General features: G+C 57.9%; 27 protein-coding genes. 10 read left to right on the top strand and 17 right to left on the bottom strand.

Annotation, left to right across the window (positions count from 1 at the left end; translation table 11 throughout):
* Positions 1-3: 3 nt before the first annotated feature.
* Complete coding sequence (locus ACQKPC_RS02350) at positions 4-855, bottom strand: MIP/aquaporin family protein (RefSeq protein ID WP_123500668.1); 852 nt, start codon at positions 853-855, stop codon at positions 4-6.
* Positions 856-1,225: 370 nt separating this feature from the next.
* On the opposite strand from ACQKPC_RS02350, the gene ybaK reads away from it, so the two are divergent.
* Both ybaK and ACQKPC_RS02340 read left to right on the top strand, forming a co-directional pair.
* Positions 1,226-1,696: a Cys-tRNA(Pro) deacylase gene (ybaK, locus tag ACQKPC_RS02345; RefSeq protein ID WP_427622973.1), complete on the top strand. Its 471-nt coding sequence runs from the start codon at positions 1,226-1,228 to the stop codon at positions 1,694-1,696.
* Positions 1,697-1,812: 116 nt separating this feature from the next.
* On the top strand, positions 1,813-2,595 hold the full coding sequence (locus ACQKPC_RS02340) for a PhzF family phenazine biosynthesis protein (protein ID WP_427622972.1): 783 nt from the start codon (positions 1,813-1,815) through the stop codon (positions 2,593-2,595).
* Between the two features lie 166 nt (positions 2,596-2,761).
* On the opposite strand, the gene ACQKPC_RS02335 is transcribed toward ACQKPC_RS02340, so the two are convergent.
* On the bottom strand, positions 2,762-3,871 hold the full coding sequence (locus ACQKPC_RS02335; protein WP_427622971.1) for an ABC transporter ATP-binding protein: 1,110 nt from the start codon (positions 3,869-3,871) through the stop codon (positions 2,762-2,764).
* Complete coding sequence (gene argF / locus ACQKPC_RS02330) at positions 3,868-4,788, bottom strand: ornithine carbamoyltransferase (protein WP_032830187.1); 921 nt, start codon at positions 4,786-4,788, stop codon at positions 3,868-3,870. Before argF ends, ACQKPC_RS02335 begins: the two co-directional genes overlap by 4 nt.
* A 406-nt stretch (positions 4,789-5,194) precedes the next feature.
* Here argF and ACQKPC_RS02325 point away from each other — a divergent pair, with 406 nt between their 5' ends.
* The 3 genes from ACQKPC_RS02325 (at position 5,195) to grxD (ending at position 8,167) form a co-directional block, all read left to right on the top strand.
* On the top strand, positions 5,195-5,485 hold the full coding sequence (locus ACQKPC_RS02325) for a hypothetical protein (protein ID WP_008069494.1): 291 nt from the start codon (positions 5,195-5,197) through the stop codon (positions 5,483-5,485).
* A gap of 134 nt (positions 5,486-5,619) precedes the next feature.
* Entirely contained in the window at positions 5,620-7,728 is a 2,109-nt protein-coding gene (locus ACQKPC_RS02320; RefSeq protein ID WP_427622970.1) for a molybdopterin oxidoreductase family protein, read from the top strand.
* Positions 7,729-7,825: 97 nt separating this feature from the next.
* Complete coding sequence (grxD, locus tag ACQKPC_RS02315; RefSeq protein WP_007898513.1) at positions 7,826-8,167, top strand: Grx4 family monothiol glutaredoxin; 342 nt, start codon at positions 7,826-7,828, stop codon at positions 8,165-8,167.
* A gap of 271 nt (positions 8,168-8,438) precedes the next feature.
* Here the strand turns inward: grxD and bfr are convergent, their stop codons facing one another.
* Positions 8,439-8,912, bottom strand: a complete 474-nt coding sequence (gene bfr, locus ACQKPC_RS02310) for a bacterioferritin (protein ID WP_123500680.1) — start codon at positions 8,910-8,912, stop codon at positions 8,439-8,441.
* Between the two features lie 199 nt (positions 8,913-9,111).
* Positions 9,112-9,330: a bacterioferritin-associated ferredoxin gene (locus ACQKPC_RS02305; RefSeq protein WP_123500682.1), complete on the bottom strand. Its 219-nt coding sequence runs from the start codon at positions 9,328-9,330 to the stop codon at positions 9,112-9,114.
* 326 nt (positions 9,331-9,656) lie between these two features.
* On the opposite strand from ACQKPC_RS02305, the gene ACQKPC_RS02300 reads away from it, so the two are divergent.
* Positions 9,657-10,259 (top strand): peroxiredoxin, encoded by a 603-nt coding sequence (locus tag ACQKPC_RS02300; protein ID WP_007898510.1) that lies wholly within the window; start codon positions 9,657-9,659, stop codon positions 10,257-10,259.
* Positions 10,260-10,469: 210 nt separating this feature from the next.
* On the opposite strand, the gene rnt is transcribed toward ACQKPC_RS02300, so the two are convergent.
* Together rnt and pyrC are read right to left on the bottom strand one after the other, a co-directional pair.
* A complete protein-coding gene (gene rnt / locus ACQKPC_RS02295; RefSeq protein ID WP_008069497.1) occupies positions 10,470-11,147 on the bottom strand; it encodes a ribonuclease T in 678 nt (225 codons plus the stop codon).
* Positions 11,144-12,190, bottom strand: a complete 1,047-nt coding sequence (gene pyrC, locus ACQKPC_RS02290) for a dihydroorotase (RefSeq protein ID WP_427622969.1) — start codon at positions 12,188-12,190, stop codon at positions 11,144-11,146. Before pyrC ends, rnt begins: the two co-directional genes overlap by 4 nt.
* Positions 12,191-12,347: 157 nt before the next feature.
* On the opposite strand from pyrC, the gene ACQKPC_RS02285 reads away from it, so the two are divergent.
* Together ACQKPC_RS02285 and ACQKPC_RS02280 are read left to right on the top strand one after the other, a co-directional pair.
* Positions 12,348-13,256, top strand: a complete 909-nt coding sequence (locus ACQKPC_RS02285) for a flagellar protein MotY (protein ID WP_427622968.1) — start codon at positions 12,348-12,350, stop codon at positions 13,254-13,256.
* 129 nt (positions 13,257-13,385) lie between these two features.
* Positions 13,386-14,603 carry an argininosuccinate synthase gene (locus ACQKPC_RS02280; protein ID WP_008009296.1) on the top strand — a complete coding sequence of 406 codons (1,218 nt, stop codon included), beginning with the start codon at positions 13,386-13,388 and terminating at the stop codon, positions 14,601-14,603.
* Between the two features lie 174 nt (positions 14,604-14,777).
* Here ACQKPC_RS02280 and ACQKPC_RS02275 read toward each other — a convergent pair whose 3' ends face one another.
* A complete protein-coding gene (locus tag ACQKPC_RS02275; RefSeq protein ID WP_427622967.1) occupies positions 14,778-15,359 on the bottom strand; it encodes a hypothetical protein in 582 nt (193 codons plus the stop codon).
* Between the two features lie 547 nt (positions 15,360-15,906).
* Between ACQKPC_RS02275 and ACQKPC_RS02270 the strand changes: the two genes are divergently transcribed.
* Positions 15,907-16,533 (top strand): response regulator transcription factor, encoded by a 627-nt coding sequence (locus ACQKPC_RS02270; RefSeq protein ID WP_008069501.1) that lies wholly within the window; start codon positions 15,907-15,909, stop codon positions 16,531-16,533.
* Between the two features lie 86 nt (positions 16,534-16,619).
* On the opposite strand, the gene ACQKPC_RS02265 is transcribed toward ACQKPC_RS02270, so the two are convergent.
* From ACQKPC_RS02265 to metG, 8 genes are all read right to left on the bottom strand, one after another.
* Positions 16,620-16,799, bottom strand: coding sequence for a PA3496 family putative envelope integrity protein (locus ACQKPC_RS02265; RefSeq protein ID WP_007898493.1), 180 nt, complete (start codon positions 16,797-16,799; stop codon positions 16,620-16,622).
* Between the two features lie 108 nt (positions 16,800-16,907).
* Positions 16,908-17,546, bottom strand: coding sequence for an endonuclease III (nth, locus tag ACQKPC_RS02260; protein WP_007938911.1), 639 nt, complete (start codon positions 17,544-17,546; stop codon positions 16,908-16,910).
* 25 nt (positions 17,547-17,571) lie between these two features.
* Positions 17,572-18,162 carry an Rnf-Nqr domain containing protein gene (locus tag ACQKPC_RS02255; RefSeq protein WP_427622966.1) on the bottom strand — a complete coding sequence of 197 codons (591 nt, stop codon included), beginning with the start codon at positions 18,160-18,162 and terminating at the stop codon, positions 17,572-17,574.
* Entirely contained in the window at positions 18,155-18,766 is a 612-nt protein-coding gene (locus ACQKPC_RS02250) for an RnfABCDGE type electron transport complex subunit G (RefSeq protein WP_427622965.1), read from the bottom strand. Before ACQKPC_RS02250 ends, ACQKPC_RS02255 begins: the two co-directional genes overlap by 8 nt.
* Positions 18,763-19,755, bottom strand: a complete 993-nt coding sequence (locus ACQKPC_RS02245; RefSeq protein ID WP_427622964.1) for an RnfABCDGE type electron transport complex subunit D — start codon at positions 19,753-19,755, stop codon at positions 18,763-18,765. Before ACQKPC_RS02245 ends, ACQKPC_RS02250 begins: the two co-directional genes overlap by 4 nt.
* Positions 19,742-20,749: an electron transport complex subunit RsxB gene (rsxB, locus tag ACQKPC_RS02240; RefSeq protein ID WP_427622963.1), complete on the bottom strand. Its 1,008-nt coding sequence runs from the start codon at positions 20,747-20,749 to the stop codon at positions 19,742-19,744. The genes ACQKPC_RS02245 and rsxB overlap by 14 nt, the downstream gene beginning before the upstream one ends.
* The gene (locus tag ACQKPC_RS02235) at positions 20,746-21,315 is read right to left on the bottom strand and encodes an Rnf-Nqr domain containing protein (protein WP_427622962.1); all 570 of its coding nucleotides are present in this window, start codon (positions 21,313-21,315) and stop codon (positions 20,746-20,748) included. Before ACQKPC_RS02235 ends, rsxB begins: the two co-directional genes overlap by 4 nt.
* A 185-nt stretch (positions 21,316-21,500) precedes the next feature.
* The gene (metG, locus tag ACQKPC_RS02230; RefSeq protein ID WP_008069514.1) at positions 21,501-23,552 is read right to left on the bottom strand and encodes a methionine--tRNA ligase; all 2,052 of its coding nucleotides are present in this window, start codon (positions 23,550-23,552) and stop codon (positions 21,501-21,503) included.
* Positions 23,553-23,882: 330 nt separating this feature from the next.
* On the opposite strand from metG, the gene apbC reads away from it, so the two are divergent.
* Positions 23,883-24,977, top strand: a complete 1,095-nt coding sequence (gene apbC / locus ACQKPC_RS02225; protein WP_008069516.1) for an iron-sulfur cluster carrier protein ApbC — start codon at positions 23,883-23,885, stop codon at positions 24,975-24,977.
* Between the two features lie 130 nt (positions 24,978-25,107).
* On the opposite strand, the gene ACQKPC_RS02220 is transcribed toward apbC, so the two are convergent.
* Entirely contained in the window at positions 25,108-25,866 is a 759-nt protein-coding gene (locus ACQKPC_RS02220) for an SDR family oxidoreductase (RefSeq protein WP_427622961.1), read from the bottom strand.
* Positions 25,867-25,940 lie beyond the last annotated feature (74 nt).

Raw genomic sequence — 25,940 nt, 5'->3', positions numbered from 1 at the left:
GTTTCAAGACGTTCTTGGTTTGCCGTCAATGGCCGGTACTGCATCCTTTGTAGCAGGTATGGCGCTGGGCAGATGACGGGCAATCAGCCCGCGATAAGCTGCAGCACCGAGGCAGGCACCGACAATCGGTGCAAAAATCGGGATCAGGAAGTACGGGATATCGCGCCCGCCAGTGAAGGAAATTTCACCCCAGCCGGCGAAGAAAGTCATCAGTTTAGGACCGAAGTCGCGAGCCGGGTTCATCGCGAAACCGGTCAACGGGCCCATCGAGCTACCAATCACGGCAATCAGCAGGCCGATCAGCAACGGCGCCAGCGGCCCTTTGGGCAGACCGTTGTTGTCATCGGTCAACGACATGATCACGCCCATCAATATGGCGGTGATGATCACTTCAACCAAAAAGGCCTGGGCAGTGGTCAGGGCAGGGTTTGGGAAAGTGGAGAACACCGACGCCAATTCAAGGCTGGCCTGGGTGCCACGAACCATTTGGTGAGTTTGTTCGAAATCGAAGAAAAGGTTGCTGTACAGCGTGTAAACCAACAAGGCCCCGCAAAAGGCGCCGGCCACCTGGGAGAAGATGTAGAAAGGCAGTTTGCGCTTTTCGAAGTCAGCGAAAATGCTCAGCGCGATACTCACGGCAGGATTGAGGTGCGCACCGGAAACGCCGGCGGTCAGGTAGATCGCCATGCTGACGCCAACCCCCCAGATGATGCTGATTTCCCACAGTCCGAAGCTGGCACCCGCCACCTTGAGCGCGGCAACGCAGCCGGTACCGAAAAAGATGAGCAGTGCAGTACCCAGAAACTCGGCCATGCATTGGCTCGAGAGCGACGGTTGTTGTAAAGCAGTTGTCATTGAAAACCTCTTTTTTGTTGTTGTCTGGCGCTTTTTCATCAAGGTCAAAGCGCGATTTTCACCGAGGAGGATCCCCATCCTGGGCTCGGCTTGCTGCTGGGTGCTGCGGTGAGACATTCGTACAGTATTCAGATTCGAAAAAATATAGACAAGAAACGCTGCTGTCAAAGGTCGAAAGTGAACTGTCAGTCACATTTCAACTATTAGTCACGTGAATGACCGCATCGTTCATCGGGGAGGCTGACCGTGGACGAACGGCACAGAAGCCCGGCCAGGCTTTTGAAATAGCGTTGTAATAGAGCCTTTTATCGATCAATGACCTAGAATCCTGCGCAGTATTTTTTCTTCTGCCACCAAGTCTGGAGCTGCCATGACCCCCGCATTGGATTTGTTGAAAAAAGTTCGTGCCGAACATCGCGTGCACAGTTACGAACATGATCCGAAGGCAGCGTCCTATGGTCTGGAGGCCGCGGAAAAACTGGGGTTGGACCCGGCGCAGGTGTTCAAGACATTGCTGGCGGCCAGCGAAAAGGGGGAATTGTTGGTGGCTGTGGTGCCGGTCGTCGGAAGTCTGGACTTGAAGGCGCTGGCGCAGGCCGCTGGTGTGAAGAAAGTCGAAATGGCCGATCCCGCGGCTGCACAGCGGTCGACAGGTTATCTGTTAGGCGGCATCAGTCCGCTCGGGCAGAAGAAGCGCCTGCGTACCTTTATTGATCATTCGGCTCAGCCTTTTTCCAGCATCTTTGTCAGCGCCGGACGGCGTGGACTGGAAGTCGAACTGGCGCCCGCGGTGTTGGCCGAACACACCCAGGCGAAGTTCGCCGATATCGGTCGCACCTGAACAGAAGGCCTCGGGCGTTCAGCCCGGCGCTGTATGGTGAAAATTGATTCGCTCTGTCACTGGTGAAGGACTCTTCGTGGCTCCATGCTCGTCGACCTGAAAAAGGGAGAAGTGGCATGCAGCTAGAGTTTCATCAGGTCGACGCGTTCAGTGATCGGCCGTTCAGTGGCAACCCGGCGATGGTGTACCGGCTCGATACCTGGCTCGACGATGAGTTGATGCAAAAAATCGCCGCCGAACACAACCTCGCCGAAACCGCATTTCTGGTTCGTGAGGGTTCCGTCTGGCACATCCGCTGGTTTACCCCCACCACCGAAGTCCCGTTATGCGGCCATGCGACCCTGGCCAGCGCCTATGTTCTGTTTGAAATCTATAAGGAACCGGTCGAGCGACTGGACTTCATCTGCAAGTCCGGCCCGCTGAGTGTCAGCCGTGAGGGCGAGCGCTTGTGGCTGGATTTCCCGGCCATCGTGCCGACAGAAGTGGGCGTGACCCTGGATGTCGAGCACGCCTTGGGTGTGCAAGCAGTCGATGTGTTGGGTTCCAAAGAATTGTTCGTGGTACTGGAGTCCGAGCAAGCGGTGCTCGATTGTCAGCCGGACATGGTTGCGCTGGCAAAACTGCCGTGGCCAGGCGCCATTGTGACGGCCAAGGGCAACACGCATGATTTTGTATCGCGGTACTTTGCGCCAGCAATCGGCATCAACGAAGACCCGGTGACCGGGTCGACCCATTGCAGCCTGATTCCGTATTGGTCGGAACGCTTGAACAAGTCGAGTCTGACGGCTTATCAGTGTTCGGCGCGAGGTGGGGAGTTGTTCTGCCAGCTGGAAGGGGAGCGAGTGAGTATTGGCGGGAATGCGACGCTGGTTGCGAGCGGAAAATTATTGCTTGGATGATTTTTTGTAGGAGCGAGGCTTGCCCACTGTGGCGAGGGAGCTTGCTCCCGCTCGGCTGCGAAGCAGTCGTAAAACCAGCGAACCGCATTCGCTGGATTTGGGTCCGCTTCGCGAACCAGCGGGAGCAAGCTCCCTCGCCACAGCGAGCAAGCCCGCTTGTGTCCGCTCAACTGGTGGTGCTGTACCGCCGAACACCGGATTCGATCACCGGAATCTGCGCCGCCGTGCTGCCGTTCGCCTGGAACAGCACCAAGTGTTCAGCCGCCACCCGAATGCCTACTTCAGCACCGACCAGATGATCGGCATGACTCGGGAAAATCGACTCCAGCTGCGCGCCCGTAGACAACTGCAAGCGGTACAGAGTCGATGCCCCCTGGAAGCTCTTGCCAACAATCTGCGCCCTCAGTGGGCTGTCCGGCGCATAGACGATATCGTCCGGACGCAACAACACATCCACAGCACAACCGATTGGCCAGGTGTAGGCACGGTTGCCGCGCAATTCACCCAACTCGGTCTGCACCGATTCCGGGCTGCTTAACTGGCCGCGAATGAAGTAACCCTGGCCAATGAAACTGGCCACGAATGGCGTCAGGGGTTCGTGATAGAGGTTGTAGGGCGTGTCCCACTGCTCCAGGCGACCTTCCTTGAAAACGCCCACGTGGTCACTGACCGCGAAGGCTTCTTCCTGATCGTGGGTCACCAGGATTGCACTGGTGCCGCGAGCCTTGAGAATGGCGCGTACTTCATGACTGAGCTTGCGTCGCAATTCGCCGTCCAGGTTAGAGAACGGTTCGTCGAGCAACAGCAGTTGCGGTTCCGGCGCCAGGGCGCGGGCCAACGCCACACGTTGCTGCTGGCCACCGGACAGCTCATGGGGGAAGCGCTTGCCGAGGTTTTTCAGGTTGACCAGTTCGAGCAGTTCTTCGGTGATGCGATCCTTTTGCGGGTGCTTGCGGATCCCGAAAGCGATGTTCTCGGCCACGCTCAAATGCGGAAACAGTGCGTAATCCTGAAACACCATGCCGATCCGGCGCTTCTCCGGGGCAAGGGTGAAGCCGGCGCTGGAGATGGTCTCGCCCGCCAACTGGATTTCACCTTCGTGCACCGGTTCAAAACCGGCAATCGCCCGCAGGGTGGTGGTTTTGCCGCAACCCGAAGACCCCAGCAGGCAACCGATATCCCCAGCATTCAAATGCAGGTTGAGGTTCTGCACAACCCGCTGGTTTTGATAACCGCAGGCCAGGTTGCGCAGGTTCAGCAGTAATGGCTGGCTCATGCGTGGTGGTACGAAGGCGGGACGAGGAATTCGAGCAAGGCCTTTTGTGCATGAAGACGGTTTTCGGCTTGATCCCAAGCCACCGAACGCGAGTCGTCGAGCAGGTCGAGGCTGATTTCCTCGCCACGGTGGGCCGGCAGGCAATGCATGAACAGCACGTCCGGCGCGGCCAGGTCGAGCAGGGCACGGTTGACCTGGAACGGTGCGAACAACTTCAGGCGCTTGGCGGTTTCCTCTTCCTGGCCCATGGAGGTCCAGACGTCGGTGCTCACCAGGTGCGCACCGCGCACGGCTTCCTGCGGGTCGCGGACGATGGTCACCCGATCGCCGGCTTTAGCCACAAACTCAGGATTGGGTTCGTAACCTTCCGGGCAGGCTATGCGCAACTGGAAGTCGAACTGGATCGCCGCTTCTATATAGCTGTTGCACATGTTGTTGCCATCGCCGATCCAGGCCACGGTCTTGCCTTGAATCGAACCACGGTGTTCGAGGAAGGTTTGCATGTCGGCCAGCAATTGGCAGGGGTGCAGGTCATCGGACAGGCCATTGATCACCGGCACGCGGGAATTGGCGGCGAATTCGGTCAGGGTACTGTGGGCAAAGGTACGGATCATCACCGCATCGAGCATGCTCGACATGACGATGGCGCAGTCGCCGATCGGCTCGCCGCGACCCAATTGGGTGTCGCGTGGCGACAGGAATATCGCCTGGCCGCCGAGCTGGATCATGCCGGCTTCGAACGAGATGCGTGTGCGGGTCGAGGACTTCTCGAAAATCATCCCCAGGACGCGGTTTTTCAAAGGCTCGAACAGTACGCCGCGGTTACGCAGGTCCTTGAGCTCAACGCCTCGACGGATCACGCTGACCAGCTCTTCGGGCGTGCAATCCATCAGGGAGAGAAAGTGCCTTGCGCTCATCATTGACTACCTTTTTGCAACAGACCGCAGATACTCAAAGCCTTGTTTAACTGAAAAACGGGCGAGACCTGCGGCGTAAGCCGCACGGGGCGACGAAATAGGGGAAGGCGCGATATTGACATTAAATGTCGCGTTTTTCCAATGGGCTACGGTGTTTAGGGGATTTCAGAGGGGCTACGGGTGACCGCAGTAGCGCTTTTGAAGCCTGTTTCCTGACAGCAGCTGACCATTTGTACACCGGGCTCGCCGGGCTTGGCAATCAAACAGGGCGCGGGCGACACGCTGGCGGTCGGTTTTTGACCTGTCATTCGGACCTTTGGCGGGCAATGTGTCTTGTCCGAAACATTTGCTAAAGCAAAGTGCTGCGTTATAACTAAGGCACGAGCGACGCAGGAAGCCATCTGGAATGGAATCGAAAGAACAGCTGTTAATGGAATTACTCGGGCTTACGGCCCGCTCTCTGACTCACCTCACCGCTTCCATGACCTCGATGTCTTTCGAGTTGTTGCGCAGTGAAGACGAAGTCACGAAAGCGGCTGGCCGGCGCATGATTGACCGCATGGCCACCATCAGCGCCGGGCTCGACGAGCATTGGCGACTGATCGGCGAACTCACCGGCGTGCATGTTGCCCATGAGCAGATCGAAACCATCGAGGAGATCCAGTTGCAGGCGCCGCCGAGTCTGCCGTCGAACTGATCCCTTGCTGCCATTGGCTGGCCTGATGGCCGCCGATTCACAAGACGAACGTCGCTGGCCAAGGGGTGAGTCGCGCGCCATAGTTTTGTTCCCGCGGCCGATCTTGCCCGCCCAGAACAAAACAGAGACTGGCCATGACCAAGACTCTCCATCACCGTGCGTGCCACCTGTGTGAAGCCATCTGCGGCCTGACCATCGAAACCACCGAGGTCGAAGGCAGCGGCGTACAGATCACCTCGATCAAGGGTGACCCCCAAGACACCTTCAGCCGCGGGCATATCTGCCCCAAAGCGGTTGCCCTGCAAGACATCCAGAACGATCCGGATCGCCTGCGTCAGCCGATGCGGCGAACAGGCAGCGAATGGCAGCCTATCGAGTGGGAAGACGCTTTCAGCCTTGTAGCCGAACGCCTGGCGGCGATCCAGGAGCGTCACGGGCAGAACGCGGTGGCGGTCTATCAGGGCAACCCAAGCGTGCACAACTACGGGTTGATGACCCATAGCAATTATTTCCTCGGCCTGCTGAAAACCCGCAACCGGTTTTCCGCGACATCGGTCGATCAGTTGCCCCATCACTTGACCAGCCACTTGATGTACGGCCACGGCTTGCTGCTGCCGATCCCGGACATCGATCACACCGATTTCATGCTGATCCTGGGCGGCAATCCACTGGCCTCCAACGGCAGCATCATGACCGTGCCGGATGTGGAGAAGCGCCTCAAGGCGATTCAGGCCCGGGGCGGCAAAGTGGTGGTGGTCGATCCGCGTCGCAGCGAGACGGCGGCGATGGCTGATCAGCATCTGTTCGTACGCCCCGGCGGCGATGCGGCGCTGTTGTTCGGGCTGCTCAATACCTTGTTTGCCGAAGGCTTGACCCACGACAGTCATTTACCGGTCGATGGCCTGGATGAAGTGCGTGAGGCAATCGCAGGGTTCACCGCCGAGGCCATGAGCCCGCTGTGCGCGGTGCCCGCCGAGCAGATCCGCCAACTGGCACGGGACTTCGCGGCAGCGCCGACAGCGGTCTGCTACGGGCGCATGGGGGTTTCGACCCAGGCTTTCGGCACCCTGTGCCATTGGCTGGTGCAACTGATCAATCTGGTCACCGGCAACCTCGACCGGGTGGGCGGTGCGTTGTGCACCGAGCCTGCGGTGGATCTGGTGGCATCGACCTCGGGCGGACATTTCAACCGGTGGCAGAGCCGCGTGTCCGGGCGTCCGGAATACGCTGGAGAACTGCCGGTATCGGCGCTGGCCGAAGAGATGCTCACAGAAGGGGAAGGGCAGGTCCGCGCGCTGATCACCGTGGCGGGTAATCCGGTGCTGTCCACGCCCAATGGCCGACAACTGGAGCAGGCACTGGACGGATTGGAGTTCATGGTCAGCGTTGACCTGTATATCAATGAAACCACGCGTTATGCCGACCTGATTCTGCCGTCGACTTCGGCGCTGGAAAACGATCATTACGACACCACGTTCAACATGTTCGCGGTGCGCAACGTCACCCGCTTCAACCGGGCGATCCTGGCCAAGCCCGAAGGTGCGTTGCATGACTGGGAAATCTTCGTGGGGCTGGCCAAAGCCTTTGCGGCGAAGACTGGCAAGGAGCTGAAATCGACCATCGCGCCAGCGCAGATGATCGACCGAGGGCTGCGAATGGGCCTGTATGGCGACGCTTCGGAACACAAGCTGTCACTGGCGACCTTGTTCGATCATCCTCATGGTATTGATCTCGGGGCGCTCAAACCCAACCTGGCGCCACGCCTGAAGACCGCCAATCAGCGAGTCCAGGCAGCGCCTGTCGAGATCCTCGCCGACCTGGCGCGCTTCGCGGCGCTACAAGCACCGGCTGCCGATGAGCTGCTGATGATCGGCCGCCGCCATGTGCGCAGCAACAACTCATGGATGCACAACTATCACCGTCTGGTGAAGGGCAAACCGCGCCATCAACTGCTGATGAACCCGGATGACCTGGCCAGCCGCGGGCTCCACGATGGGCAGCGAGTGCGCGTCAGTTCGCGGGTCGGGGTGATCGAGGTTGAAGTGGTCGCCAGCCTGGATATGATGAAAGGTGTGGTCAGCCTTCCTCACGGTTGGGGTCATGCGCGACCGGGTGTGCAGATGACGATTGCCAGCGGCCAACCCGGCTCCAGCGCCAATGACCTGACTGACGAATGTCAGCTCGATGAGTTGTCGGGTAATGCGGCGTTGAACGGCGTGCCGGTGACCGTGGCGGCGGCATGAACATGACTGTCGGGGAGGCCGAGCATGGCGCTCGGGTTTCCGTTACAATGCGCCACCGTGCCGACCACTGAGTCGGAAAGTTCAGCCGAGGTGCTCCATGGATATCATCGAAACGATTAAAGAGCAGATTGCCAACAACACCATTCTGCTTTACATGAAAGGCTCGCCGAATGCCCCACAGTGTGGGTTCTCCGCGAAAGCCGCACAGGCTGTAATGGCCTGTGGCGAAAAGTTTGCCTATGTGGACATCCTGCAGAACCCGGAAATCCGCGCCAACCTGCCAAAGTACGCCAACTGGCCAACCTTCCCGCAACTGTGGGTCGGCGGTGAACTGGTTGGTGGTAGCGACATCATGACCGAAATGGCTGCCGACGGTTCGTTGCAAGCGACGATCAAAGCCGCTGTTGAAGCTGCTGCGGCCAACAAGACCGACGCCTGATTCGGTACTTGGAGTGGGCGGTGTGGCGAGGGAGCTTGCTCCCGCTGGGTCGCAAAGCGGCCCCAAAATCCTTACAGTCGATGAAGGTTTTGTGAGTGCTACGCACTCAAGCGGGAGCAAGCTCCCTCGCCACAGGGATCGCCGCCCGCTCGCTCCAACAAGAGCGTGCCTGTGTAAACAATATTCAGGACAAGACCGCGCACACAAAAAAGCCCCGCCTCTATAAAAGAGAGCGGGGCTTTTTATTGCATCGCGATTAGCGGCGTAGCATTTACTCTTCGCCCATCTGCGACTGCAGATAGTTCTCAAGACCGACTTTATCGATCAGGCCCAGTTGGGTTTCCAGCCAGTCGATATGTTCTTCTTCGGATTCAAGAATGTCTTCGAGCAGTTCACGGCTACCGAAGTCGCCGACAGTTTCGCAGTGAGCGATAGCGACTTTCAGATCGGCATGGCCGTCGCGTTCGATCTTCAAGTCACACTCAAGCATTTCCTTGGTGTGTTCGCCGATGTTCAGCTTGCCCAGGTCCTGGACGTTCGGCAGGCCTTCAAGGAACAGGATGCGCTTGATCAGCTTGTCGGCGTGCTTCATCTCGTCGATGGATTCGTGGTACTCGTGCTTGCCGAGCTTGTTCAGGCCCCAATCTTCGTACATGCGTGCATGCAAAAAGTATTGATTGATCGCGACCAGCTCATTGGCAAGGATCTTGTTGAGATGCTGGATGACTGTAATGTCGCCTTTCATGATGGGGTCCTGCCCTGTATTAGCTGTCTATAAGGCAGAGTTTGAGCCGCGTAATTAAGAGTGTCAAACCTAAGTTATTGAAACTTAAATGAAAATTAATCGGAATAAGAATGTTTGTGTTCCGCGTCTAGCGCCTAAGCGGTTGATTTTCAGACATAAAAAAACCGGACATCAAGTCCGGTTCTTTGAAATACGGTAATTATGCGGCGGTAAATTCTGCGGGGTAGGGGATCGACGCCTGGGCCGATTGCAGTTTGCCCAGGGTTTCGCGGACCACTTCCTTGGCAAGGCAGGCGCATTTACCGCATTGGCTGGCAACGCCGGTGGCCTGACGGACTTCCCGGTAGCTGCAGCAACCTTCATAGATTGCATCGCGGATTTGACCGTCGGTGACGCCAGTGCAGAGGCAGACATACATAAGTGAAAACCGTCGCTGGTTGTGACTCAATTGCGATGGATCTTAATGTTAACGAGAATGATTGTCAAAGTGGTTTCTGAAAGGTTTTCATCATAAGGGCATGTGACTGACGAACGGTTTCTTCTCACGTTGTCAGGAGAAAAATATAGCAGCGGTCTTTTTACCTTCCAGGAAAAAAACCATTAAGGCGCTAAGGACAGGTGAAAAACGCGGTGTATGATGGTCGGCCTTTTGCGAAGCAGGTTTGTGTCACAGGGCTGTCGCCACGAGGGTGGCAGGCTGGCATGAACCCTGTTCTTCAACGTTATTACACCAGGAGATATCCAATGAGCGTACTCGTAGGCAAACAAGCCCCTGACTTCACCGTACCGGCCGTACTCGGCAATGGCGAAATCGTAGACAGCTTCACCCTGTCCTCGGCCATCAAAGGCAAATACGGCCTGGTGTTCTTCTACCCACTGGACTTCACCTTCGTTTGCCCGTCCGAGCTGATCGCTCTGGACAACCGCATGTCTGATTTCAAGGCACGCAACGTGGAAGTGGTAGCCGTTTCGATCGACTCGCACTTCACCCACAACGCCTGGCGCAACACCCCGGTCAACAATGGTGGCATCGGCGAAGTTCGCTACACCATGGCGGCCGACCTGAAGCACGAAATCGCCAAGGCCTACGACGTTGAGTCCGAAGGCGGCGTGGCTTTCCGTGGCGCGTTCCTGATCGACGACAAAGGCGTTGTCCGCTCGCAGATCATCAACGACCTGCCGCTGGGCCGTAACATCGAAGAGCTGATCCGTCTGGTCGACGCTCTGCAATTCCACGAAGAGCACGGCGAAGTTTGCCCTGCCAACTGGAAAAAAGGCGACAAAGGCATGACCGCTTCCACCGAAGGTGTTGCGGCTTACCTGACCGAGAACGCTGCTGCGCTGTAAGGCACGTTCGAGGCATAAAAAAACCGGCTGCCAAGGCCGGTTTTTTTATGGGCGGGATAAACCCAGGCTGTTCACTTGTGGCGAGGGAGCTTGCTCCCGCTGGGCAGCGAAGCGGCCCCACTCTCTTTCTGAAAGAATGGGACTGCTGCGCAGTCCGACGGGAGCAAGCTCCCTCGCCACAGGTTTGCGTCTCGAGAAATCAGTGATGGATCAGTCGTTGTAATCTTCCCAGCCGCCCATTTGTTTCCAGCGATTGACGATGCCGCAGAACAGCTCGGCAGTCTTCTCGGTGTCGTAGCGAGCCGAATGAGCCTCGCGACCGTCGAAGTCGATATCGGCTGCCTGACAGGCCTTGGCCAATACGGTTTGACCGTAGGCCAGACCTGCGAGGGTCGCGGTATCGAAGCTGGAAAATGGATGAAACGGGTTACGTTTCATGTCCAGGCGTGCGACAGCGGCGTTGAGGAAGCCCAGATCAAAGCTGCTGTTGTGCCCGACCAGAATCGCCCGTTTGCAGCCGTTGGCTTTCAAGGCCTTGCGGATGCCGCGGAAAATATCAGTCAGGGCTGCTTCTTCACTCACGGCCATGCGCAACGGGTGATCGAGCTTGATCCCGGTGAACTCCAGAGCGGCCGCTTCGATGTTCGCGCCTTCAAATGGCTCGACGCGGAAGAAGTAGGTGTGATCGGGATACACAAAGCCCTTTTCGTCCATGGCGATGGTGGTCGCCGCAATTTCCAGCAGGGCATCGGTGGCCGAATTGAAGCCACCGGTTTCTACGTCGACGACAACCGGCAGGTAACCACGGAATCTGGCAGCCATTGGATGACGAGGACCACCTCCGTTGCCTTGACCGTCCTGTTCGTCGTCGAAATGGTCTTCACTCACGCGTGTTCCTCCAGCAGGCGCCAGCGCAGTTTTTCACCGGCGCGCAGCGGGATTACAGTCAGCTCGCCAAACGGCAGGCTGGTTGGGGCGGTCCACTCATCGCGGACCAGGGTGATGCGATCGGTGTTCACCGGCAGGCCGTAGAAGCGCGGGCCGTTGAGGCTGGCGAAGGCTTCGAGCTTGTCCAGCGCGTTGCGCTGTTCAAAGGCTTCGGCATACATCTCGATTGCGGCATAAGCGGTGTAGCAACCGGCACAGCCGCAAGCCGCTTCTTTGGCGTGCTGGGCATGGGGCGCCGAGTCGGTGCCGAGGAAGAACTTGTCGCTGCCACTGGTGGCGGCGTCGAGCAGGGCTTCCTGGTGAGTATTGCGCTTGAGGATCGGCAGGCAATAGAAGTGCGGCCGAATCCCGCCCACCAGCATGTGGTTGCGGTTGTACAGCAGGTGATGCGCGGTGATGGTAGCGCCGACGTTGGCCGAAGCCTCGTTGACGAACTGCACGGCGTCAGCGGTGGTGATGTGTTCGAACACCACTTTGAGGGTCGGAAAACGCTCGACCACTCGACGCATGTGCTCGTCGATGAAGATTTTTTCGCGATCGAAAACGTCGACATCGCCACGGGTGACTTCACCGTGAACCAACAAGGGCATCCCGACGTCGGCCATGGCCTCGAGTGCAGGGAAAATCTTGTCGATGCTGGTGACGCCAGAGTCCGAGTTGGTGGTCGCGCCGGCCGGGTACAACTTGGCGGCGTGAATGAAACCGCTGGCCTTGGCCTCACGAATTTCTTCGGGCTGGGTGCGGTCGGTCAGGTACAGAACCATCAGCGGTTCGAAACGGCTGCCGGCCGGACGCGCGGCGAGAATCCGCTGGCGATAGCCATTGGCTTCAGCCGCGTTGCGCACCGGTGGTACCAGGTTGGGCATGATAATGGCGCGACCAAAGGTGCGCGCGACATCCGCGACGGTATTGGTCAACACAGCACCATCGCGAAGATGAATATGCCAGTCGTCGGGACGCAGCAGGGTCAGGCGGTCGGACATGAGGGGATTCCAGGCGGGTCGAACTCAGGGGAATGCTACCGGAAAAGACTCTTGCAGGCACTCGCTATCAAGTTTTGCGGCAACCTTCCGATACCCAACAGGTATGCCGTAAATGTGTGTGTCGGTCTTTTTGTTGCACAAGCCAGTGGAGCCTCCCGTGCGCCAGCGTTATTTAGCTTTGCTCAGTGTGTTTGCCAGCCTTCCTGCGATGGCGCTCACTTTCCAGACCCGTCTGGAGAGCATCGAGTGGACGGTCGAAGGTGACAAGTTCGAATGCCGCCTGACTCAACCCATCACCGATTTCGGCTCGGGAGAGTTCGTGCGTCGTGCCGGCGAACAGGCGACATTTCGCTTGAAGGCCTACAACTCGATGATCGGTGGCGGTTCCGCGACCTTGCTGGCGGCCGCTGCGCCATGGCAGCCGGGGCGTGGCGACATCAACCTGGGCTCGGTACGAATCGGCAGTGGCAACGTGCTGTTCAACAGCTCGCAAGTTCAGGCCGGGCGCCTGATCAACGGGTTGATGGACGGTCGCAGCCCGGTGGTTCGACACTCCTCGGGAGACGGTCGAGTGTCTGAAGTCCGTCTGCTGCCGGTCAAATTCAGCAAGGCCTACAGTGACTACCAAGGGTGCGTGGCCAAGTTGCTGCCGCAGAATTTCGAGCAGGTGAAGCAATCCGAAGTCGGCTTTCCGGGGGAGGGCATCGATCTAGACGCCCAAGCCAAGGCCCATTTGCAGGTCATGCTGGAATTCATGAAAGCCGATCCGACGGTCAACCACATTGAGCTCGACGGCCATTCCGACAACAGCGGCAACCGCCTGACCAACCGCGAACTATCACGACGCAGGGCGCTGGCCGTGATGGATTTCTTCAAGGCCAATGGTATCCAGGAATCGCAGATCACCCTGCGTTTTCACGGTGAGCGCTATCCTCTGGCACCGAACAACAATGCCGCCAATCGAGCGAAGAACCGCCGGGTTGCCGTACGTCTTGAACGGGTAGCGCCGACCGAGCAACCGGCGCCTCCAGCCACTGCTTCCGCGGGCAGCGCGAAGACCTCCTGAACCCGCTGAAATCGTCGCTCGCTCGACATAATCTGTCGCTTCGTCGTCATAAGCTGTCGCGCCTCTGTAAATTATTCTGCATGAGCGGTAGACTTGACGGCTTTCCGTAGAACCCCGTGGAGTGATGGCATGGCGGACGTAAACAAGGTCGTTCTGGCGTATTCCGGCGGCCTGGACACTTCGGTGATCCTCAAGTGGCTGCAGGATACTTATAACTGTGAAGTAGTGACCTTCACCGCTGACCTGGGTCAGGGCGAAGAGGTCGAACCGGCCCGCGCCAAGGCACAGGCCATGGGCGTAAAAGAAATCTACATCGACGATCTGCGCGAAGAATTCGTGCGCGATTTCGTGTTCCCGATGTTCCGCGCCAACACCGTTTATGAAGGCGAGTACCTGCTGGGTACTTCTATCGCTCGTCCGTTGATCGCCAAGCGCTTGATCGAAATCGCCAACGAAACCGGCGCTGACGCCATTTCCCACGGCGCGACCGGCAAGGGCAACGACCAGGTTCGTTTCGAACTGGGCGCCTATGCTCTGAAGCCAGGTGTGAAAGTGATCGCTCCGTGGCGCGAATGGGACCTGCTCTCCCGTGAAAAGCTGATGGATTATGCTGAAAAGCACAACATCCCGATCGAGCGCCACGGCAAGAAGAAATCCCCGTACTCGATGGATGCCAACCTGCTGCACATCTCCTATGAAGGCGGCGTGCTGGAAGACACCTGGACCGAGCACGAAGAAGACATGTGGCGTTGGACCGTCTCCCCGGAGAAGGCTCCTGATAAAGCGCAGTACCTGGAACTGACCTACCGCAACGGCGACATCGTCGCACTGGACGGCGTCGAAATGACCCCGGCCACCGTGCTGGCGACCTTGAACCGGATCGGTGGCGAACATGGTATCGGCCGTCTGGACATCGTTGAAAACCGCTACGTCGGCATGAAGTCCCGCGGCTGCTACGAGACCCCGGGCGGCACCATCATGCTGCGCGCTCACCGCGCGATCGAATCGATCACTCTGGACCGCGAAGTGGCTCACCTCAAAGACGAGCTGATGCCTAAATACGCCAGCCTGATCTACACCGGTTACTGGTGGAGCCCTGAGCGTCTGATGCTGCAACAGATGATCGATGCTTCCCAGGCCCACGTGAACGGCGTAGTGCGCCTGAAACTGTACAAGGGCAATGTGATCGTCACCGGCCGCAAGTCCGACGAGTCGTTGTTCGACGCCAACATCGCGACCTTCGAGGAAGATGGCGGCGCCTACAACCAGGCCGACGCGGCGGGCTTCATCAAGCTCAACGCCTTGCGCATGCGCATCGCGGCGAACAAGGGCCGGAAGCTTTTCTGAGACCTTTGAGTCGGTAATGAATTTGTGGCCTTGTTGATGACAAGGCCACAAATTGGAAGAGGGGCTGCTGCATATAACGTTTCGCTTTCTTCTTGTTTCCGCTGACCGTTCCTTCTACTTCCTGTCCTTGATCTGCTTCAAGGGCTGCCTTTCTGATGTGCGACAGTTCAATACCTAGCCCATAATCGTCACGCCCTGTGAGCTCAAATTGTAAGAAATACAGAACGTTGCGCTGTTGCGTTTCTTTATTTGTTTCCAATGTTTGAGCGTGTTTGCCTTCAGCAATTTATCCGAATCGGTACACGTGAGAAATACGATCACTTGTGCGGGATTGTCCGCAGGGTACTGAATGCTCTCCATCAGGGCGCTGAACGCCATTTTTTTGTGTATCCACCGTGCATCGACGATGTGCAGATCCTTTAGGGGGGCAGGCAGGTTTACATGGTGCTGGGTCGAGTTTTCGGGCGCTACGCTGGATGGGCTGTTACTCGGATGATGAACGTTCTCCATGGCTTTTATGAAATGCTTTCCCTTCACAAAATCGGAGGGCGCGTAAAGCGATCGATAGTTGAAGTTGAGAGTAACGAAGAAAAGAAAAAGCAAATAAAAGGGAAAACTGATCAGGAACCACACATAGAGCTCCCTCTCCTCATTGTCGAGAAAGGGTAGGGATACGGCGGCCGATGTTTCAGACAGTGCTGCAAATATGGCAATAATTGTCATGGGGTTGGTGATTCTTTTTTTGAGTTTTATCATATTGTATGCTCATTGAATATTGTCTTTTCTCGATTGGTTTATGGTTGTAATAACTAATATCAGGTTGTTCTGCTGTTGTATTGAACTGTTTTTATTAGCGTGGTGAGGTTGTTATAGTAGCTGTATTGTTGCGGGTTCGGGTATGGCTGTTTAATTGTTTTGATGGCGCTATGTTATTGGTCAAGTGTTACGGTGTGTGAGCTTTTTCGATTGTTGAGCCAGATTGCGCAAGAAGGTACTGGAAAATACCCGTTACTTTTAAGGGTAGCTCAATAGTCGGCGCATCGTGGATTAATGCGTCGACACTGTTTTTTGTCGTTTTTTGGTTGTAAGTCGATACAAAAAAACTGCCGAGGCACTGAACAATAGTAGGTCAGTAAAATCTCTGCTTCTTCGTATGGCAATGATTTTTTGTAGGAATAATCCGTGTTGTTTGTAGGCCATGTCTCTCGCTGCGAGTGGCCGAGGGTGACGGCGTGCCATGGGTGAAACGACTAGGCTATGGTGCGGGCTCTAAAAATTCGAACAGCGAAAATTGGACTTGCCCATGAATAAAGTGCTGATCGTGGATGATCACCCCGTCATTCGTCTTGCGGTACGTATGCTAATGGAACGTCATGGCTACGAAGTCATTGCAGAAACAGATAATGGTGTGGACGCATTACAACTTGCCCGTGATCTTATGCCGGATATTGTCATACTGGATATTGGAATACCGAAACTGGATGGGTTGGAAGTTATCGCGCGCCTGACATCAACGGCGATGCCTCTTAAAGTACTGATATTGACATCCCAGGCGCCAGGGCATTTTTCCATGCGTTGCATGCAATCGGGTGCCGCCGGATATGTTTGCAAACAGCAGGATCTCACTGAGTTGCTCAGTGCAATAAAAGCCGTGCTGTCAGGCTACAGCTACTTTCCTAATCAGGCTCTGCATACCGTGCGTTCCAGTCTTGGGAACGCCAGTGAGGCTGATATGGTGGATCGTTTGTCCGGGCGAGAGATGATGGTCTTGCAACAATTGGCCCGAGGAAAGACAAACAAGGAGATCGCCGACGGAATGTTCCTCAGCAATAAAACCGTTAGTACTTATAAGACTCGTCTTCTGTTAAAGCTCAATGCTCGCTCACTGGTCGACCTGATTGAATTGGCCCAGCGCAACGGCCTGGTATGAAGCTGCCAGCATTTGGCGCGATGAACAGGTGTTTGTCAGGGGGCGGCACTTAGTAAAAAGCCTCCGTTTCGGGAGGCTTTTAAGTGTCATAAGTCAAAATCGTAATCGGCCAATTGCTTCTGCAGTCGGCGCTCCTCCAGCAGGTTGTCGATGGTGCGGCGTTTGCTCAGGTTGGTCTTTGCCACTTCCACTACCGGCTCTGCGTCATCGGCCTCAACGGGGGTGAAGTCGTCTTCTACGTCCAATTGCTCTTTGCCAGTGCTCATAAGGTTAACTCCAGGCTAAGGCTGCCCTTTGGCGCTCCTTATATCGACAATTTCCCGGCGGGTAAAAAAGATTTTTTCAATCGATCAATCAAAAAAACTAATAGAGCCTCAATCGTCCGAGGTCTTTTGCTTGTATTCGCACAAATCCTCGATCCGGCAACTGCCACAACGCGGCTTGCGGGCCAGGCAAACGTAGCGTCCATGAAGAATCAGCCAATGATGGGCGTCGAGCAGATATTCCTTGGGCACGAACTTCATCAGTTTTTGCTCCACCTCGACCACGTTCTTGCCCGGAGCAATGCCGGTACGATTACTGACCCGGAAAATGTGAGTGTCCACGGCCATGGTCAGCTGACGAAAGGCGGTATTGAGCACCACGTTGGCGGTCTTGCGACCGACGCCCGGCAAAGCCTCCAGTGCCTCGCGGGTCTGCGGTACTTCACCTCCATGGCGCTCCACCAGTAAGCGACAGGTTTCGATCACATTTTTCGCTTTGCTGTTGAACAGGCCGATGGTCTTGATGTACTCCGACAGCCCTTCGACGCCCAAGGCATGGATCGCCGCTGGCGTATTGGCCACCGGGAACAGTTTGGCGGTGGCCTTGTTCACGCCGACATCGGTCGATTGCGCCGAGAGAATCACGGCGATCAACAATTCGAACGGTGAGGAGTAGGCCAGTTCGGTCTTCGGTTCAGGGTTGTCTTCGTGAAACCTGCGGAAAATTTCAAGACGTTTTGCGGCATTCATGGGCGATGCGTTTCCTCGAAGGCGGTCAATGTGATGCCGCCGGGCGGCGGGTCCAGGCTTGATGTGCGGCGATCAATAGTCCCAGCAGAATAAACCCGCCAGGGGCCAGTGTGGCCAGATGCAGGCCACCGTCGACGATCAGCGTCCAGCCTTGCCAGTCCGGTTGCGTGGCACCGGCCATCCAGGAAAGATGGCTACCGAGTGTTCCGTTGCCGATAAGCTCGCGCAGCAGACCCAAGCCCACCATCAAGGCGCCGAACAAGCCACACAGACGCAGTCGATCACGCGGTGGGCTCTGGAAAAAACCGTTGTGTTCCAGCACGACGCATTGCAAAGCGATCAATCCTGCGTAGAAACCCAGCTGCTGGTGCCATTGGAGCGACCAGGCTTGCATGGCGAGTTCCGCGCAACTGGTCAGCGTGGCGGCCAGCAGGAGGCATGCCAGCAAATGTGTTGTCGGCATCAGTCGCGAGCGCAAAACGCCCATGCTTAAACCATAAGCACTGAATACCAGAGCAAATATCAGCCACAGGCCCAGGGCCGTTACCAATGAATCCGTAACGCCGATCAACGGCGTAAGCATCAGCGAGTTTTGCAGGGTCGATGACTTATTCATGGGCGCTGCTCCCGATCAGCGGTTGCCGGTGTTCGTCGAAGTAGCGTAACGCGTCATGGGTGGCATTGATCACCGCTCTTGAGGTGATGGTCGCGCCCGCAATCTGATCGAATTGCCCTTGGTCCTTTTTCAAGGCCCAGCCATTGTCATCGGGGTCGGTTAGAGACTTGCGGGTAAACACCTCAAGCCAGGCATTGGGCCAGTCGGCGAGCTTGCCGCCCAGCCCTGGGGTTTCCGATTGCTTGAGGGTTTTGACCCCCACTAACTTGCCTTGGCGGTCGATGGCGATCAGCAATTCGATGGAGCCGGCGTAGCCCAGAGTCTGGCTGCGCAGCAACACGGCGCTCGGTTGGCCGGCCTTGGAAGCCAGATAGCCACCCAGCAGTGTGCTGTTGGCCAAGCGAGTGTTTTCGACGCTGAGGGATTGTTCCAGTGGCTGATTGTCGTAGCTGTCGGGCGGTAGCAGATCCAGTAACCGGCGGCTGTCGATCAGGCGTTGTTCGGCGGCAATGCGCGCGGCACTGGTGTGCTGCACGAGGTAAGTCGCGCCCATCCCCAGGCCCGCCAGCACTACCAGAATCACAACGCTCGTCGCTCGGTTCATGGGGCAACCTGTTCCTGTCTGGACGCCGCAAACCGTTCCAGCGCCGGTACACAGAGGTTCATCAGCAGAACCGCAAAGGCCACGCCGTCCGGATACCCGCCCCACGTCCGAATCAGATAAGTCAGCAATCCCACGCCTGCGCCGAACAGTAATCGGGCCATGGGGTTTTTCGCGCCGGATATCGGTTCCGTCACGATGAAGAAGGCACCGAGCATGCTCGCGCCGGTGAGCAGATGAAACAGTGGCGAGCCATGAGAGTCGGAGCCCGTACCGTTCCAACACAACAGGCTGATGATGAACAGGCTGGCGAGCATGCCGACCGGGGCATGCCAGCTGAACACCCGCCGCTGCAGCAGAAACGCACCGCCCGCCAGAAACGCCAGGTTGACCCATTCCACGCCTCGGCCGCCGAAACGGCCGAATGCCGGATTGCCGGCGAACAGTTCTTCCATGGTCAGGCTTTTGTTGATTCGCAGACTGTCCAGCGCCGTGGCCTGAGCCCACGCATCGGGTGTCTGGCCGAAGCTGAAGCCGAACACCTGTTGCAGCCCACCGAACAAATCCATGCCATGGGACGCCGGCCAATGGGTCATTGGCTGGGGAAACATCACCAGGACCATCGCGAAACCGAGCATCGCCGGATTGAACGGATTCTTGCCGACACCGCCATACAAGTGCTTGCCGAAAAACAGTCCGAACGCCGCAGCACTGACCGTCAACCACCACGGGCAGTAAGGCGGCAAGGCCAGCGCCAGCAGCGTCGCGCTGACCAACGCACTGCCGTCGCTCAATGTCGGTTTTACCGGTTGCTTGCGCAACTGCAACACTGCAGCCTCAACGGCCAGGGCGGTGGCAGCCGCCAGAATCAGGTTAATCAATACACCCCAGCCGTACAGCCAGAACAACATCAGCATCCCCGGCGCGGTGGCCAGCAATACCAGCTTCATGGCCTGTTGAAGGCGTTCGTCCACCGATTCAAGGGGCGGCATAGGCATCCACCTGACGCTCGGCTTCGCTGAGCGCATGTTGCAACGCTTCAATCTGTTCGGCCGGCGCCTCGCTTGTTTGAGCTTTCTTGAGTTCGGCGCGGCGCATGGCCAGCTGGATCTTTGCCCGTTTCAGCTCGGCATCTTTTGCCGGGGCAGGTGGTGCAGAGACCGGCGGTGCGCTGCTCTCCAGTTGCGCCAGCGCCTGTTCGGCGGCTTCGAACTGCTGTTGCAGCACGATCAGTTGCGATTGCTGTTCGAAGGTCGGCGGATGCCCGAAGGCCTTGAGCGACTTGTTCAGCTGCGCCCGGCTCATCGCCAGATCGACCTTGGCCTTTTTCAGCGCAGCATCGGCATTGTCGGTCTTCTGTGCGCGGACGCGCTCGAGCGCGGCCTGAACCGGGTCGAGCGTCACTTCGCTGTGCTGCACGGCGCGTTGGGCGCGGGCCTGGCGTTCGGCGAGCTTCTGTTCCTCTTCGCGATGCAAACGGGCATTGCGCTGTTCGAATCGGCGTCGCGCGTGATTGCGTTTGGCGGCCCGGGCCTGTTGTTCCTCCAGGCTGAACGCCAGCCCGCCGACAATCGGCAGCACCGTGGCCAACGGTAACGGATGCATCTCGATGCAATCCACCGGGCAGGGCGCCACGCAGAGGTCGCAACCGGTGCATTCGTCGACGATGACCGTGTGCATGAATTTCGCCGCGCCGACAATGGCGTCGACCGGGCAGGCCTGGATGCACTTGGTGCAGCCGATGCATTCGGCTTCACGGATGTAAGCGATCTGCGCTGGTGCCGAACCGCGACTGACGTCCAGTTCCAGCACCGGCACTTTCAGCAGGTCGGCCAGGGCCGCGATGGTTTCGCTGCCGCCCGGTGGGCACTTGTTGATCGGCTCGCCGCTGGCGATACCTTCGGCGTAGGGTTTACATCCGGGGTGACCACACTTGCCGCATTGAGTCTGCGGCAAGAGGGCGTCGATGCGTTGAATCAGACTCATGTTTTGATCAGCCCGCTGAATCCGAGAAAAATCACCGCGATCAATCCGGCGCCGATCAATTCGATCGGCAGGCCGCGAAAGGGCAGGGGGATGTCGTTGTCGAGTGTGCGCTGGCGCAAGTCGCTGAACAGACTCAGCACCAGCCAGAAACCCAGTCCGGCGCCAAGGCTCAGGGCTATGGCGTGGAAAATTCCCTTGTCTTCTTGAGCGTTGAGCAGCGTCAGCCCAAGCACCCCGGCATTTCCCAGCAGCAGGGGCCAGAGGCCATCAAATGAAAGCTTCGCCAATAACCGTGAAAGCAGCTTCAGCAGGGGGGCGATCAGCAGAACGCTCAACGGCAGGAACACGAACAGACGCAGCGACGTCAGCCCCAATGGCACTAATAGCCAGTGGTAGAGCGCATAGCCAAGTGCGCCGACGATCAGCATCAGACACGTTGTCGCGATGCCCAGCGCATGGACCTGTGGCCGCTCGCTGCCCAGCACCGGATCGACGCCCAGCGGCCAGTGCAACACGAGGTTGTTGATCAGGGCAGCGCTGATAAGCGTAAGAAGCAGTTCGGTCATGATCGGTCTACCTGAAGCGTCCGTGTCCACACATCGTTGGGCTGCTGGGTAAATCTGTAGGCGCTGCCGCAGGCTGCGACAGCTCCTACAAGGTGAGGCAGGAGTTGAGAGATAGTATGGGCCAGACATGAAAAACCCACAGTCATGCCAGGCACGACTGTGGGATCGGTCCAGCGGATCGAGCCTTACTTGATGCGTTGACCCGGCTTGGCGCCGCTGTCGGGGCTCAGCAGGTAGATTTCTTCACCGCCAGGGCCTGCCGCCATCACCATGCCTTCAGAGATCCCGAATTTCATTTTGCGGGGCTTGAGGTTGGCGATCATCATGGTCAGGCGACCATTGAGCTTGGACGGGTCCGGGTAAGCGCTCTTGATCCCGGAGAACACGTTGCGTTGCTCGTCACCGATGTCCAGGGTCAGGCGCAGCAATTTGTCGGCACCTTCCACGGCTTCGGCCTTGACGATCAGCGCAACGCGCAGGTCTACAGCGGCAAAGGTGTCGAACTCGATCTCTGGCGACAGCGGATCCTTGGCCAGCTCACCGTTGCCGGCGGGCGCAGCTTCGCCGGTGTCGGTTGCGCTGGCGGTCAGGTCTTCTTTCGAGGCGTCGGTCATGGCTTGTACTTTTACCGGGTCGATGCGGGTCATCAACGGTTTGAACTCGTTCAGCTGATGGTTGCTGAGCAAGGTCGCGTGATCGTTCCAGGTCAGCGGGGCGACGTTCAGGAACGCCTCGGCATCGGCGGCCAGCAGCGGCAGTACCGGTTTGAGGAAAATCACCAGTTGGCGGAACAGGTTGATGCCCAAGGCGCAAATAGCCTGGACTTCATCCTGCTTGCCTTCCTGTTTGTTCAGCGACCACGGTGCCTTGTCGGCGATCCAGGCGTTGGCGCGGTCGGCCAGGCCCATGATTTCGCGCATGGCACGTGCGAAGTCGCGAGCCTCATAGGCATCGGCAATGCTTGGCGCTGCGGCCAGGAAAGCGTCGGTCAGTTCCGGCGCGGCGTTGCCGGCTACCAGTACACCAGCATTACCTTTATGAATGAAACCGGCGCAACGGCTGGCGATGTTGACGACTTTGCCGACCAGGTCGGAGTTGACCTTCTGCACGAAGTCTTCGAGGTTCAGGTCCAGGTCATCGACGCCACGGCCCAGCTTGGCGGCGTAGTAGTAGCGCAGGTATTCCGGCGACAGGTGATCCAGGTAAGTCCGCGCCTTGACGAACGTGCCGCGGGACTTGGACATCTTCTGGCCGTTGACGGTCAGGTAGCCGTGTACGTTGATGCCGGTCGGTTTGCGGAAACCGGCGCCTTCAAGCATGGCTGGCCAGAACAGGGCGTGGAAGTTGACGATGTCCTTGCCGATGAAATGGTACAGCTCGGCGGTGGAATCCTTGCCCCAGAACGCGTCGAAGTCCAGGTCCGGACGGCGGGCGCAGAGGTTCTTGAAGCTGGCCATGTAGCCGATTGGCGCATCCAGCCACACGTAGAAATATTTGCCCGGCTCGTCGGGAATCTCGAAGCCGAAGTACGGCGCATCGCGGGAAATGTCCCACTGTTGCAGGCCGGCATCCAGCCACTCGGCGATCTTGTTGGCCACGGCCTCTTGCAACGTGCCACTGCGGGTCCAGGCTTGCAGCATTTCCTGGAAGTCCGGCAGCTTGAAGAAGAAGTGCTGGGAATCCTTGAGCACCGGGGTGGCGCCGGAGATGGCCGATTTCGGATCCTTCAGATCGGTCGGCGCGTAGGTTGCGCCGCATTTTTCGCAGTTGTCGCCGTACTGGTCTTCGGTGCCGCATTTCGGGCAGGTGCCCTTGATGAAGCGGTCGGCCAGGAACATTTTCTTTTCCGGGTCGAAGTACTGAGTGATCGAGCGCGTGGCGATGTGCCCGGCGTCGCGCAGCTTCAGGTAGATCTGGCTCGACAGCTCACGGTTTTCTTCGGCGTGAGTGGAGTGGAAGTTGTCGAAGTCCACCAGGAACTCGGCAAAGTCGGCGCTGTGTTCAGCCTGGACGTTGGCGATCAGTTGTTCCGGGGTGATGCCTTCCTTTTCCGCGCGCAACATGATGGCCGAACCGTGGGCGTCGTCGGCGCAGACATAAATGCATTGATTACCGCGATGCTTCTGGAAGCGCACCCACATATCGGTCTGGATGTATTCCAGCATATGGCCGAGGTGGATCGAACCATTGGCATAGGGCAGGGCGCTGGTGACGAGGATCTTGCGTGGCTCGGACATGGGGCTCGGCTACTTGATGAAACGGAGGTCGGCCACTATAAAGCGCCGGCGCATATTTTTCACCCCTGCGACCTGAAGGCTTATTGTTGCAAAAGAGCTTTTGTGGCGAGGGGGCTTGCCCCCGTTGGGTGGCGAAGCCGCCCCCCGAACCAGCGACCGCGATTTGACAGATACTCCGCATTCTCCAGTATTGCGACTGCTACGCAGCCGAACGGGGGCAAGCCCCCTCGCCACAGGTAAGCTCTCTGGCCGCAGTAATCTGTTCGCCACAAATGTGTGTCCGGCGTACGATACCCGCCTGATTTTCCAGTCTTGCTATCGGAGTTGCCCATGAGCGCCGTCAATCGCGCAGCGGTGGAAGCCGTCCTTCGCCAATACACCGACCCTTACCTGAACCAGGACCCGGTCAGCGCCGGGTGCGTGCGCAGCATCGACATCCAGGGTGATCGCGTCAGCGTCCAGCTGGAGCTGGGCTATGCCGCCGGTTTGTTCAAAAGCGGCTGGGCGCAGTTGTTGCAACTGGCCATCGAAGGCCTGGACGGCGTCGTCACCGCGCGCGTCGAGATCACCAGTGTGATTGCCGCGCACAAGGCCCAGGCACAGATCCCGGGGTTGGCCAACGTCAAGAACGTCGTGGCCGTAGCGTCCGGCAAGGGTGGCGTGGGCAAGTCCACCACGGCTGCCAACCTGGCCCTCGCGCTGGCCCGTGAAGGCGCCAAAGTCGGGATTCTCGACGCGGATATCTACGGTCCGAGCCAGGGCATCATGTTCGGCATCCCTGAAGGTACCCGACCAAAGGTCAAGGATCAGAAGTGGTTCATTCCGATTGAGTCCCATGGTGTCGAAGTGATGTCCATGGCGTTCCTGACCGACGACAACACGCCGATGGTCTGGCGCGGGCCGATGGTGTCCGGCGCCTTGTTGCAACTGGTCACGCAAACGGCCTGGGGCGATCTGGATTACCTGGTCATCGACATGCCGCCAGGCACCGGCGATATCCAGTTGACCCTGGCGCAGAAAGTCCCGGTGGCCGGCGCGGTGATCGTGACCACCCCGCAGGATCTGGCATTGCTGGACGCGCGCAAAGGCGTGGAGATGTTCCGCAAGGTCAACATCCCGGTGCTGGGCGTGGTGGAAAACATGGCCGTGCACATCTGTTCCAACTGCGGGCATGCCGAGCATCTGTTCGGTGAGGGTGGCGGTGTGAAGCTGGCCAACCAGTACGGTGTCGAACTGTTGGCTTCGTTGCCACTGTCGATGCTGATCCGCGAACAGGCCGATGGCGGCAAGCCAACGGTGATCGCCGAGCCGGACAGCCAGATCGCGATGGTTTACCAGGAACTGGCCCGCCATGTCGGCGCGCGGATTGTGTTGCAGGAAGCGGCGACGCCAGCGATGCCGAACATTACCGTCAGCGACGATTGATTCGCTGAAGCAATGCGATCCATTGTGGGAGCGGGCTTGCTCGCGAAGACGGTATAACATTCAACAGATAAGTTGACTGAACCACCGCTTTCGCGAGCAAGCCCGCTCCCACATTTGTTTTGTGTTGACCCTAGATCCGTAACCCGCCATCCAATTCCAGAATCCGACCGGTGTAGTAGTCGTTCTCGAAAATGTAGGCGGCCGACTGGGCAATCTCTTCGGGTTTGCCCATGCGCTTGAGCGGAATCCCGGACGTCATTTTCTCCAGCGCTTCCGGTTTCATGCTCAGGGTCATCTCGGTTTCGATGAAACCCGGCGCAATGCCCGCCACGCGAATGCCGTAGCGCGCCAGTTCCTTGGCCCAGGTCACGGTCGCCGCAGCGACACCGGCCTTGGCGGCGGAGTAGTTGGTCTGGCCAACGTTGCCGGCGCGCGAAATCGACGAGATATTGATGATCGCGCCGCTGTTTTGCAGCTCGATCATTTTTGCCGCGACTTCACGGGTGCACAGGAACACACCGGTCAGATTGACGTCGATGACTGCCTGCCATTGGGCCAGGCTCATCTTGGTCATTTCGCCATCCTTGACCTTCAGCAGCAGGCCATCGCGCAGAATGCCGGCATTGTTGATCAGGCCATGGATCGCGCCGAAATCGTCGGCCACCTGAGCGGCCATATGGGTCACCTGCTCTTCATCGGCGACGTTGCACAGGTAGGCGCGGGCCTCGACACCCTTGGCTTTGCAAGCCGCGACAGCAGCGTCGAGTTTTTCCTGATTCAGGTCCACCAGTGCCAGCTTCGCGCCTTTGCCTGCAAGGTACTCGGCCATGGAACGGCCTAAACCCTGGCAACCGCCGGTGATAATGATTACTTTGTCAGTGAGTTGCATTCGCATAGCCCCATAGCAGTTCGGAGTGGTTTTCCTTCTATTCTAGAGGGCCTCTCGATCTGAGCCTGATATGG

The organism is Pseudomonas sp. NPDC089918 (assembly GCF_050280605.1).
Lineage (GTDB): Bacteria > Pseudomonadota > Gammaproteobacteria > Pseudomonadales > Pseudomonadaceae > Aquipseudomonas.
This window is presented reverse-complemented; position numbering and strand designations above follow the sequence as displayed.

What these genes read in the sequence shown, in the direction of transcription:
- ACQKPC_RS02350 (WP_123500668.1), bottom strand. Translation starts at nt 855, where the DNA reads ATGACAACTGCTTTACAACAACCGTCGCTCTCGAGCCAATGCATGGCC.
- ybaK (WP_427622973.1), top strand. Translation starts at nt 1,226, where the DNA reads ATGACCCCCGCATTGGATTTGTTGAAAAAAGTTCGTGCCGAACATCGC.
- ACQKPC_RS02340 (WP_427622972.1), top strand. Translation starts at nt 1,813, where the DNA reads ATGCAGCTAGAGTTTCATCAGGTCGACGCGTTCAGTGATCGGCCGTTC.
- ACQKPC_RS02335 (WP_427622971.1), bottom strand. Translation starts at nt 3,871, where the DNA reads ATGAGCCAGCCATTACTGCTGAACCTGCGCAACCTGGCCTGCGGTTAT.
- argF (WP_032830187.1), bottom strand. Translation starts at nt 4,788, where the DNA reads ATGAGCGCAAGGCACTTTCTCTCCCTGATGGATTGCACGCCCGAAGAG.
- ACQKPC_RS02325 (WP_008069494.1), top strand. Translation starts at nt 5,195, where the DNA reads ATGGAATCGAAAGAACAGCTGTTAATGGAATTACTCGGGCTTACGGCC.
- ACQKPC_RS02320 (WP_427622970.1), top strand. Translation starts at nt 5,620, where the DNA reads ATGACCAAGACTCTCCATCACCGTGCGTGCCACCTGTGTGAAGCCATC.
- grxD (WP_007898513.1), top strand. Translation starts at nt 7,826, where the DNA reads ATGGATATCATCGAAACGATTAAAGAGCAGATTGCCAACAACACCATT.
- bfr (WP_123500680.1), bottom strand. Translation starts at nt 8,912, where the DNA reads ATGAAAGGCGACATTACAGTCATCCAGCATCTCAACAAGATCCTTGCC.
- ACQKPC_RS02305 (WP_123500682.1), bottom strand. Translation starts at nt 9,330, where the DNA reads ATGTATGTCTGCCTCTGCACTGGCGTCACCGACGGTCAAATCCGCGAT.
- ACQKPC_RS02300 (WP_007898510.1), top strand. Translation starts at nt 9,657, where the DNA reads ATGAGCGTACTCGTAGGCAAACAAGCCCCTGACTTCACCGTACCGGCC.
- pyrC (WP_427622969.1), bottom strand. Translation starts at nt 12,190, where the DNA reads ATGTCCGACCGCCTGACCCTGCTGCGTCCCGACGACTGGCATATTCAT.
- ACQKPC_RS02280 (WP_008009296.1), top strand. Translation starts at nt 13,386, where the DNA reads ATGGCGGACGTAAACAAGGTCGTTCTGGCGTATTCCGGCGGCCTGGAC.
- ACQKPC_RS02275 (WP_427622967.1), bottom strand. Translation starts at nt 15,359, where the DNA reads ATGATAAAACTCAAAAAAAGAATCACCAACCCCATGACAATTATTGCC.
- ACQKPC_RS02270 (WP_008069501.1), top strand. Translation starts at nt 15,907, where the DNA reads ATGAATAAAGTGCTGATCGTGGATGATCACCCCGTCATTCGTCTTGCG.
- ACQKPC_RS02265 (WP_007898493.1), bottom strand. Translation starts at nt 16,799, where the DNA reads ATGAGCACTGGCAAAGAGCAATTGGACGTAGAAGACGACTTCACCCCC.
- nth (WP_007938911.1), bottom strand. Translation starts at nt 17,546, where the DNA reads ATGAATGCCGCAAAACGTCTTGAAATTTTCCGCAGGTTTCACGAAGAC.
- ACQKPC_RS02255 (WP_427622966.1), bottom strand. Translation starts at nt 18,162, where the DNA reads ATGAATAAGTCATCGACCCTGCAAAACTCGCTGATGCTTACGCCGTTG.
- ACQKPC_RS02250 (WP_427622965.1), bottom strand. Translation starts at nt 18,766, where the DNA reads ATGAACCGAGCGACGAGCGTTGTGATTCTGGTAGTGCTGGCGGGCCTG.
- ACQKPC_RS02245 (WP_427622964.1), bottom strand. Translation starts at nt 19,755, where the DNA reads ATGCCGCCCCTTGAATCGGTGGACGAACGCCTTCAACAGGCCATGAAG.
- rsxB (WP_427622963.1), bottom strand. Translation starts at nt 20,749, where the DNA reads ATGAGTCTGATTCAACGCATCGACGCCCTCTTGCCGCAGACTCAATGC.
- ACQKPC_RS02235 (WP_427622962.1), bottom strand. Translation starts at nt 21,315, where the DNA reads ATGACCGAACTGCTTCTTACGCTTATCAGCGCTGCCCTGATCAACAAC.
- metG (WP_008069514.1), bottom strand. Translation starts at nt 23,552, where the DNA reads ATGTCCGAGCCACGCAAGATCCTCGTCACCAGCGCCCTGCCCTATGCC.
- apbC (WP_008069516.1), top strand. Translation starts at nt 23,883, where the DNA reads ATGAGCGCCGTCAATCGCGCAGCGGTGGAAGCCGTCCTTCGCCAATAC.
- ACQKPC_RS02220 (WP_427622961.1), bottom strand. Translation starts at nt 25,866, where the DNA reads ATGCAACTCACTGACAAAGTAATCATTATCACCGGCGGTTGCCAGGGT.